The sequence below is a fragment of the Streptomyces sp. NPDC053560 genome (assembly GCF_044544605.1).
In the GTDB taxonomy this organism is placed as follows: Bacteria; Actinomycetota; Actinomycetes; order Streptomycetales; family Streptomycetaceae; genus Streptomyces.
Genome location: NZ_JBITXI010000031.1, coordinates 1 through 10,919, shown reverse-complemented (window position 1 = coordinate 10,919; position 10,919 = coordinate 1). Strand labels below are relative to the sequence as shown.

Genomic DNA, 10,919 nt, shown 5'->3' with positions numbered 1-10,919 from the left:
ACGGCGCCCCCATCCAATGGTCGACCGCCTTCGACAACACCGACGCCCGCACCACCAACCTCCCCACCTACCCCTTCCAACGCCAGCACTACTGGGCGGCGACTTCGCCCTCCGGCACCGGCGAGGCTGCGGCCGCCCGGTTCGGTATGACCTGGGAGGAGCATCCGCTGATCGGCGGTGCGTTGCCGCTCGCCGGTTCCGGCCGGCTGCTGCTGACCGGGCGGCTGGCCCTGGCCGCGCAGCCGTGGCTCGCCGACCACAGTGTGTCCGGCACGGCCCTGCTCCCCGGCGCCGCCTTCCTTGAGATGGCGCTGCACGTCGCGTCGGTGGCGGGCTGCCATGGTGTGGAGGAACTCACGCTGGAAGAGCCGCTGTTGATACCGGAGAGCGGGGGCGTACGGCTCCAGGTCACGGTGGACGCACCCGATGAGTCGGGGCGCCGCGGCGTGGTCGTGTTCTCCCAGGCGGAAGAGGTCAAGGAGCCGTCGGGCGCTGCTGCCTGGACCCGGCATGCCACCGGTGTGCTGGTGTCCGCCGCTCCTCCCGCCCCGGACATGGAATGGAGCCGGGAGAGCTGGCCGCCCAAGGGGGCCGAACCCATGGCGGCGGCGGAGCTCTACGACCGGTTCGCGGCGCTCGGTTATTCGTACGGCGAGGTGTTCACCGGGGTCGAGCACGTTTGGCAGCGCGAGGGAGAAGTGTTCGCCGAGGTGCGGTTGCCGGGCGGGGCCGCGGCCGATGCCGCCCGGTTCGGTGTGCATCCCGGACTGCTCGATGCGGCTCTCCAGCCGTGGCTGGCGGGCGGGTTCGTGTCACCGCCCGAGGACGGCTCCGTACTGCTGCCCTTCGCCTGGCAGGGCATCGCGCTGCATGCGACCGGTGCGGACGCGCTGCGGGTGCGGCTGGGCCGGGCCGGCGACTCGGCGGTATCGCTGCAGGCCGTGGACCTCTCCGGGACGCCGGTGCTGTCGCTGGAGGCGATGGTGCTGCGGCCGCTTGCTCAGGAGCGGCTGACGAGTCTCCTCGGGGGCGCGGCGGCCGGGCCGCTGTACCGCGTGGCCTGGCAGCGGGTCCGGCACCCCGGGGCGCCGGCGGTGCCGTCCGACCGCTGGGCGGTCATCGGCAGTGGCGTGGCGGGCGAGGGCCTCGAAACCTTCCCCGACCTGGGCGCGCTGCGTGCCGCGCTCGACAGCGGTGCCGCGCTGCCCGACGTGGTGGTCGCCCCCTTCGTACCGGGCCCGGTGGACACCGCCGCGCAGGTACGGGACACGGCCCGCCGCGGGCTGGCGCTCGTGCAGGAGTGGCTGGCCGACGAGCGGTTCGCCGGCGTGCGGCTGGTGGTGCTCACCCGCCGTGCACTGGCAGCCGCCGCGGACGAGGACGTACCGGATCTGGCCGGCGCCCCCCTGTGGGGGCTGCTGCGCAGTGCCCAGACCGAGCATCCGGACCGGTTCACGCTCGTCGATGCCGACGGCGAGGTGTCGCGGGGGGAACTGGCCACCGCTGTGGCCACCGGCGAGCCACAACTGGCATTGCGCAACGGGGAGCTCCTGGCACCGTTCCTCGCCGTATGGGAGGGCGACTCTGAGGGCTCCGCACCGTTCAGCCCCCAAGGCACCGTCCTGGTGACCGGAGCCACCGGCACCCTCGGCAGCATGCTGGCCCAGCACCTGGTCTCCGCCCACGGCGTACGACGGCTGCTGCTGCTCAGCCGCAGCGGTCGGGACGCCGCGGGGGCGGCCGAGCTGGAGCGTGCGCTGACGGAGCAGGGCGCCCGGGTAGAGCTGGTCGCCTGTGACGCGGCCGACCGTACGGCGCTGGCCGATGTGCTGGCGGCGATTCCCGCCGAGCACCCGCTCACCGGCGTGGTCCACACGGCCGGTGTGATCGACGACAGCACCGTCGAGGCCCTGTCGCCCGCGCAGTTGGAGCGTGTGCTGCGCCCCAAGGTGGACGCGGCGATGAATCTCCACGAGCTCACGGCGGGGATGCCCCTGTCCGCGTTCGTGCTGTACTCCGGCGCGACGGGCCTGCTGGGTGGGGCAGGGCAGGCCAACTACGCCGCCGCCAACACCTACCTGGACGCGCTGGCCCACCACCGGCGCGCCCAGGGTCTGCCGGGCGTGTCGCTGGCGTGGGGGCTGTGGAGCGCGGTGAGCACCTTCACCGGGCACCTCGGCAAGGCGGATCTGCGACGGATGGCGCGGACGGGAATAGCGCCGCTCTCGGCCGAGCAGGGCCTGCAGCTGTTCGACCGGGCCATGGCGTTCAGCAGCGCTGACGGTGGTCCGGAGCCGCTGGTGTGCGCGATGCGGCTGGACGCGGCGGCGCTGCACACGGAGCGGGCGGAGCGCGGTGCCGCTGCGGTGCCCGCACTGCTGCGCCGGCTGGTGCCGGACACGGTGGTGCGGCGGTCGGCGGCGCGTGCGGACCGCGCCGGCGGTGCGGGCCTGCCGGAGAGCGCGGGCGGTCCGAGCGGGCCGCAGCAGCTGCGGTCCCGGCTCGCGGGGTTGGACGAAGCGGGCCGGCGGTCGGAACTGCTGTCCCTGGCGCAGGGGCAGCTGGCGCAGGTGCTGGGCTTCTCCGACGCGGCGTCGGTGGACCCGGACCGTTCCTTCCGCGAGATCGGGCTCGACTCCCTGACGGCCGTAGAACTGCGCAACCGGCTGGGAGTGGCCACCGGCCTGCGGCTGCCGCCCGCGCTGGTCTTCGACCACCCCAGTCTGCAGGCGCTCGCCGGGCATCTGGCCGAGCTCCTGGCGGCGGAGGGCCGGGAGGACGCGGGTGAGGCGGCACTGTCCGGTATCGACGCACTGGACCGGGCGGTGCGGGACATGCCGCAGGACGACATCCGGCGCGATGTGATCCGGCGCCGGCTGACGGAGATGCTGGCCGCGGTCGGCGGTGCCGTCGGTGACGGGCCGGAGAAGCGCGGTGCCGGCGGCGGCGCCGGACAGGCCGACGAGGACGTGCTGGAGCGGCTGGACGCCGCCTCCGACGACGACTTGTTCGCGTTCATCGAGGACCAGCTGTGAGGGGGCCGGTGGAGGCAGCAGGACCGGTGGAGGCAGCGGAACCGCTGGTCGCCGGCAGGGCGCCCGACGCGGTGCGCACCGCTACGAGCAGGCACGACAAGCAACAGCGAGAAGGCCAGGAAGGGTCCGGTCGATGACCGCCAACGAGGACAAGATCCGCGACTACCTCAAGCGGGTCACCGCCGAACTCCACGGCACGCGGCAGCGGCTGCGCGCCCTTGAGGACGACGCCCGCGAGCCGATCGCCATCGTGGGGATGAGCTGCCGGCTGCCCGGCGGTGTCACCTCGCCCGAGGAGCTGTGGCAGCTGGTCGACTCCGGGACCGACGCGGTCTCGACGTTCCCCGACGACCGCGGCTGGGACCTCGACGCACTCTACGACCCCGATCCGGCCAAGGCCGGCACCGTCTACTCCCGCGAGGGCGGCTTCCTGCACGACTGTGCCGACTTCGACGCGGAGTTCTTCGGGATCAGCCCGCGCGAGGCGCTCGCCATGGACCCGACGCAGCGTCTGCTGCTGGAGACTTCCTGGGAGGTGTTCGAGCGGGCCGGTATCGACCCGGCATCGGCCCGGGGCTCGCGTACCGGGGTCTACGCGGGCGTGATGTACCACGACTACGGTGCCCGGCTGCGCGAGATTCCGCCGGGGATGGAGGGCTACCTGGTCAACGGCAGTGCGGGCAGCATCGCTTCCGGCCGGATCGCCTACACCCTCGGGCTGGAGGGGCCGGCCGTCACCGTCGACACCGCGTGTTCCTCGTCGCTGGTCGCCGTGCACCTGGCGGCTCAGGCGCTGCGGCAGCGGGAGTGCGACATGGCCCTGGCGGGCGGCGCGACCGTACTGTCCACCCCGGATCTGTTCATCGACTTCGCCCGGCTGCGCGGGCTGGCCGCCGACGGACGCTGCAAGGCATTCTCGGATGCCGCCGACGGCACCAGCTTCGCCGAAGGGGCGGACATGGTGCTGTTGGAGCGGCTCTCGGACGCGGTACGCAACGGCCGTCGGATCCTGGCCGTCATCCGGGGCTCCGCGGTCAACCAGGACGGCGCCAGCAACGGGCTGACCGCGCCGAACGGTCTCTCCCAGCAGCGGGTGATCCGTCAGGCCCTGGCCTCGGCGGCCCTGGGACCGGACCAGATCGACGCGGTGGAGGCGCACGGCACCGGCACGCGGCTCGGCGACCCCATCGAAGCCCAAGCGCTGCTGGCCACCTACGGCACCGGGCGGACCGCCGAACGGCCGCTGTGGCTGGGCTCGTTGAAGTCCAACATCGGGCACACCCAGGCCGCCGCCGGCGTGGCCGGGGTCATCAAGATGGTGCTGGCGATGCGGCACGGAAAGCTGCCGCGCACGCTGCACGCGGACCGGCCCTCCAGCCGGGTGGACTGGTCGGCGGGCGCGGTCGAGCTGCTGGCGCAGGCGCGGGAGTGGCCCGAGCGGGAGGACGCGCCCCGCCGGGCGGGAGTCTCCTCCTTCGGCGCCAGCGGCACCAACGCGCATCTGATCCTGGAGAGCGCACCGACGGCCGCGCAGGAGAGCACCGGGTCGGACTCCGGGGAACCCGCCGCTGTGGCCTGGCCGCTGTCCGGGCGCACCGAGGACGCCCTGCGCGCGCAGGCGCGGCGGCTGCACGACCACCTCACCGCGGCAACAGCCGCTGCCCCGGCCGCGGTCGGACGGACCCTGGCCCGGTCCCGTACGGCCTTTGCGCACCGGGCCGTGGTGCTGGGCGCCGACCGTGATGAACTGCTCGACGGGCTGGCCGAGTTGGCGCGCGGTGCGAGTGGCGCCGGGCCTCGGCTGATCACCGGCCGGGCCGAGCACGGCCGCCGTACCGCGCTGCTCTTCACCGGGCAGGGCAGCCAGCGGGCAGGGGCCGGCCACGAGCTGTACGCGCGCCACCGCGCCTTTGCCGCGGCCCTGGACGAGGTCACGGCGGAGCTGGACCGGCATCTGGAAGGGCCCGGCCGCGTTCCGCTGCGCGAGGTGATGTTCGCCGCGGCAGGCAGCGAGACGGCCGGGCTGCTCGATCGCACCGAGTACACCCAGCCCGCGCTCTTCGCGCTCGAAGTGGCATTGTTCCGGCTGGTGGAGTCGTGGGGCCTGCGCCCCGACGCGCTGCTCGGCCACTCGGTCGGCGAGCTGGCCGCCGCGTACGCCGCCGGGGTGTTCTCCCTGCCCGACGCCGCCCGCCTGGTGGCCGCGCGCGGCCGGCTGATGGGCGCGTTGCCGGTCGGCGGTGCGATGGCCGCGCTCCAGGCGAGCGAGGCGGAGGTAGCCCCGCTGCTGGCCGGGCGCGGCGCGCGGGTGGGCATCGCCGCCGTCAACGGGCCGTCGGCCACGGTGATTTCCGGCGACGGGGCGGCCGTGGAGGAGCTGGCCGCTCACTGGCGTGCGGAAGGACGGCGGGTCAAGCGGCTGCCGGTCAGCCACGCCTTCCACTCGCCGCACATGGACGCGATGACGGAACGGTTCACGCGCGTCGCACACGAGGTGGAGTACGCGAAGCCGCGGATCCCGGTCGTCTCCAACCTCACCGGTGAGGCGGCGGACGGTGGCACGCTGTGCACCCCGGAGTACTGGGTACGGCATACCCGCGAGGCCGTGCGCTTTCTCGACGGCATGAGCACCCTGCGGAGCCGGGGCATCGATACCTTCGTCGAGCTGGGGCCGGACGGAACACTGACCGCGATGGGCCGTGAGTGCCTGCCGGAGGAGCCCGAGGGAGACGGCGCACCGTCCGACGAGTCCGCCGGGCGCGCCGTCGTGATGGTGCCGGTGCTGCGCCGCGACCGCGACGAGACGGCGGCCTTCATGGGGGCGCTGGCCACGGTGCACGCCCATGGCGTCCCGGTCGACCTGTCCGCCCCGCACGGCGACGGCCCCGCCGTCGACCTGCCCACCTACCCGTTCCAGCGCACGCGCTACTGGCTGGCCGCCCCGCGGCCCGCCGCCGACCTGGCCACCGCCGGGCTCGACGCCGCGGGTCACCCGCTGCTGGCCGCTGCCGTCGATCTGCCCGACGGCGAGGGAACCGTACGGACCGGGCTGCTCTCGGCCCGTACCCACCCGTGGCTCGCCGACCACGCCGTCTGGGGCCGTACCGTACTGCCCGGTGCGGCGCTCCTGGACCTCGCCGCCCGGGTCGGAGCGGACCTCGGCTGCGCCCGGGTGGCGGAGCTGGCCTTCGCCGCTCCCCTCGTTCTGCCGGGGGACGAGGACGGGCACACCGCGGGTGTCCGGCTGCGGGTCACGGTGGGCGGCCCGGACGCGTCCGGCGCCCGGACAGTACGGATCGACTCGTGCCCGGCCGGGGGCGAAGGCCCGGCCGCCGGCTGGACGCGGCACGCCACGGGCGTGCTCGCCGCCGAAGCCAGCAGCAGCGGCGACAGCCTCGGCGACGCCCTGGCCGGTCTGCGGGGCGCTTGGCCGCCCGCCGGCGCCACCCCCGTCGCCGACGACGCGGACCGGATCGCGGCGGAGTACGCGCGCTTCGCGGCTGCCGGAGTCGGCTACGGCCCCGCCTTCCAGGGCCTGCGCACGGTCTGGCGGCGCGGCGAGGAGGTGTTCGCCGAGGTGCGACTGCCGGACCGGCCGGCCGACGACGACGCCCGGTACGGCATCCACCCGGCGCTGCTGGACGCGGCGCTGCACGCCATCGGCTTCGGCGAGCAGTTCCCCGAGGGCCCGCACGGGATGCTGCCGTTCGCCTGGAACGACGTACAGCTGCATACCCGTGGCGCCACCGGCCTTCGGGTACGGATCGCCCCGGCCGGTCCCGACTCGGTGACCGTCGCGGCGGCCGACGCGGAGGGCCGCCCCGTGTTCGCCGCCCGCTCGCTGGCCCTGCGCCGGGTAACGGCGGACCAGCTGCCGCCGGTAGGGGGCGAGGCCACGCCGTTGTACCGGCTGGAGTGGACGCCCGCCGGAGAGCCGTCGATGGAGGATGCGGGCGAGTGGGCCGTTGTCGGCGACCACGACCCCGCGCTCCTGGAGGGCCTGCGAGCTGCGCTGCCGCCCGGGTCGGTCCGCACCGCCGCCGACCTGACCGCGCTGGCCACCGATGCGCCGGCCGTGCCCGGAACCGTCGTGGTGGACCTCGACGGCGAAGCAGAGCTCGCTTTCGACGCCCATGAGGCGACGGCGCGGGCGCTGGGTCTCGTACAGCACTGGCTGGCCGAGGAGTGCTTCGCCGCCGCACGGCTGGTGCTGGTGACACGCGGCGCCGTGGCCGCCGGCGCGGCGGTCGGCCGACCGGCCGCCGCCGCGGCCTGGGGTCTGCTGCGCAGCGCCCAGGCCGAGCACCCGGACCGCTTCGCCCTGGTGGACCTGGCGGCGCCGGGCGGGGAACGGGAGGCCGCATACCGGGCCCTGGCCGGAGCCGCCGCGACCGGCATGGGGCAGATCGCCGTACGCGACGGCGCGCTCCTCGTCCCCCGGCTCGTCCGGGACACCGGGGTCACCGGCTCCGGCTCCCCCTGGCGCACGGACGGCACGGTGCTCATCACCGGCGGCACCGGGACGCTCGGCCGGGCCGTCGCCCGCCATCTCGCGGCCCGGCACGGGGTACGGCATCTGCTGCTGACCAGCCGGAACGGCCCCAATGCCCCGGGCGCCCACGAACTCGCCGCAGAACTGGCGGAGCTGGGCGCGCAGACGGACATCGTCAGCTGCGACACGGCGGACCGCGCTGCGCTGGCAGCCGTACTCGGCGCCGTCCCGGCCGACCGCCCCCTCACCGGCGTCGTCCACACGGCGGGCGTCCTCGACGACGGGACCGTCACCGCTCAGACCGATGAGCGGATCTCGGCCGTGCTGCGGCCCAAGGCCGACGCGGCCCGGCATCTGCACGAGCTCACGCGCGAACTGGACCTGTCCGCCTTCGTACTGTTCTCCTCGGCCGCCGGGACGCTCGGCAGCCCCGGCCAGTCCGGCTACGCCGCCGCCAACGCCTTCCTCGACGCGTTCGCATCCTGGCGACGCGCGCAGGGACTGCCCGCCGTGTCCCTGGCCTGGGGCCTGTGGGGCGACGAGGACGGCGGTCGGAGCGACGGCATGGGCGCCGGGCTGGGCGCCGCCGACCTGGCCCGGCTGCGCCGCTCCGGCGTCCTGCCGCTCGACCGGGCCGAAGGGCTGTCGCTGCTCGACGCGGCCTGCGCACCGGATGGGCCCGGGGAAGAGGCGGTGCTGCTGCCGTTGCGTCTGGACCTCGCGGGGCTGCGCGCCCGCGCGGCGGCCGGCGCTGAGGCGGTGCCGGAGGTGCTGTACGGCCTGGCTCCCCCGGCCACCGCCCCCGCATCCAACGAGGCGGCGACGGCCGACGACGATGCCCGGCCCTCCGCCGGTCTCGCCGAGCAGTTGTTGGGCAGGTCGCGCGTTGAGCGCACTGCGGCACTGCGCACGCTGGTGCGCACCGAAGTGGCGCGGGTCCTCGGGTACGGCGATCCGCTGCGCGTCGAGTTGCAGACTCCCTTCAAGGACGCCGGCTTCGACTCGCTGACCGCCGTGGAGCTGCGCAACCGGCTCACCGCCGTCACCGCGCAGCGGCTGCCCGCCACGCTGGTCTTCGACCATCCGACCCCCGCCGCGCTCGCCGACCACCTGGAACGCGAACTCCCCAAGGGTGAGCGGGACGCCGGTACCCCGACGGACACGGCGGCTGTGCTGGAGACGCTCGACCGCGTCCGTGACGGGCTCGCCGGGGCCGTCACCGACGAGGCCGGCCGGGCCGATGTCGCGGCACGGCTGCGCGACCTCCTCGGGCTCCTCGACGCCTCCGCGGCATCGGCGGCCGCCAAGGGCCCGGGAGGCACGGGCGATGCCGCCGCATCCGTTGCCGATCGCCTGGCGACCGGCAACGACGACGACCTGTTCGAACTCCTGGACAGTGACTTCGGGTTGACGTAACTCCACCCGCACCCGACCACTCACCGACTGTTGTTCCAGATCCAGCCAGAAGGAAGCGCACGTGTCCTCTGCAGCGCCCGCCAGCAACGAAGAGAAGCTTCGCGAGTATCTCCGCCGCGCCATGACGGACCTTCATGAGGCACGCGAACGGGTCCGTCAGGTCGAGTCGAGCCGCCATGAACCCATCGCCATCGTGGGGATGGGCTGCCGCTTCCCGGGCGGGGTGACCTCGCCCGAGGGCCTGTGGGACCTGGTGGCCTCGGAGACGGACGCCATCTCACCGTTCCCGGTGGACCGTGGCTGGGACGTGGCAGGGATCTACGATCCGGAGCCCGGCCGACCGGGCCGTACGTACAGCCGCGAGGGCGGATTCCTGCACGACGCGGGCGACTTCGATGCCGCCTTCTTCGGCATCTCCCCCCGTGAGGCACTCGCCATGGACCCGCAGCAGCGGCTGCTGCTGGAGACGTCCTGGGAGGCGCTGGAGCGGGCCGGCATCGACCCGCACACCCTGCGCGGCAGCCGCACAGGCGTCTACGCCGGGGTGATGTACCACGACTACGGCACTTCGGTGGCCGACGCCGCCGAGGACGAGGTGGCCGGTTTCCTCGGCACCGGCACCTCCGGCAGCGTCTTCACGGGCCGCGTCTCCTACACCCTGGGCTTCGAGGGCCCCGCGGTGACGGTCGACACGGCCTGCTCCTCCTCCCTCGTAGCACTCCACCTGGCGGTGCAAGCGCTGCGCAACGGAGAGTGCGACCTGGCCCTCGCAGGCGGCGTCACGGTCATGGCCGGGCCCGGTACGTTCGTGGAGTTCTCGCGGCAGCGGGGGCTGGCGGCGGACGGACGCTGCAAGGCATTCTCCGACACCGCCGACGGAACAGGCTGGAGCGAAGGCGCCGGCGTACTCGCCGTCGAACGGCTCTCCGACGCGGTACGCAACGGCCACCGCATCCTCGCCGTGGTCCGGGGCTCCGCCGTCAACCAGGACGGCGCCAGCAACGGCCTGACCGCCCCCAACGGCCCCTCACAACAACGCGTCATCCGACGCGCACTGGAAAACGCCGGACTGCACACCGGCGATGTGGACGCGGTCGAAGCCCACGGCACCGGCACCCGCCTGGGCGACCCCATCGAAGCCCAAGCCCTGATCGCGACCTACGGCAAAGACCGCCCGGCCGAACAGCCGCTGTGGCTCGGCTCGCTCAAATCCAACATCGGCCACACCCAGGCCGCCGCAGGCGTGGGCGGCATCATCAAAATGGTGCTCGCCATGCAACACGGCGAGCTGCCCCGCACCCTGCACGTACAGCAGCCCTCCTCCCAGGTCGACTGGTCAGCAGGCACCGTCTCCCTGCTCACCGAGCCGACAGCCTGGCCCGAGCTGGACCGTCCCCGCCGCTCCGCCGTCTCCTCCTTCGGCGTCAGCGGCACCAACGCCCACGTCATCCTCGAACAGGCACCGGAACCGGAAACGACGGACGAGCCGGAGAACGTACGGACGCTCAGCACGGTGCCGGTCGTTGTCTCGGCGCGGAACAGCGAGGCGCTGCGTGACCAGGCGCGGCAGCTGGCCGACCTGGTGGACACGTCGAGCGTGCTGGACCTGGGCTACTCGACCGCAGCGTCGCGCTCGGCCTTCGAGCACCGGGCAGTGGTACTGGCCGAGAACAGCGCGGCCCTGCGGGCCGGTCTGGAATCGATCGCCACGGGCAAACCCTCCGCGGATGTCGTCACCGGTGCGGTGGCTGGTGACGCCGGCCAGACAGTGTTCGTGTTCCCGGGGCAGGGGACGCAGTGGGTCGGCATGGCCGCCCAACTCCTCGTCGAATCGCCGGTGTTCGCCGCATCCATGGCCCGCTGCGAAGACGCACTGAACAGCCTGGTCGACTGGAAACTCACCGACATCCTCGCCGATGAGGACGCCCTACGGCGCGTCGACGTCGTCCAGCCCGCCTGCTTCGCCGTCATGATCT

General features: G+C 74.0%; 2 protein-coding genes and 1 pseudogene. All 3 read left to right on the top strand.

The features are described 5' to 3' along the window. On the top strand, positions 1 to 3,035 hold a 3,035-nt coding region (locus ACIGQF_RS38405), incomplete at its 5' end, for an SDR family NAD(P)-dependent oxidoreductase (protein WP_399720735.1). Between the two features lie 178 nt (positions 3,036 to 3,213). Beyond that, positions 3,214 to 8,943 (top strand): annotated as a pseudogene (locus ACIGQF_RS38400) (SDR family NAD(P)-dependent oxidoreductase); the annotation flags it as partial. Positions 8,944 to 9,004: 61 nt separating this feature from the next. Next, a partial coding sequence (locus tag ACIGQF_RS38395) for a type I polyketide synthase (RefSeq protein WP_399720732.1) occupies positions 9,005 to 10,919 on the top strand: 1,915 nt, incomplete at its 3' end.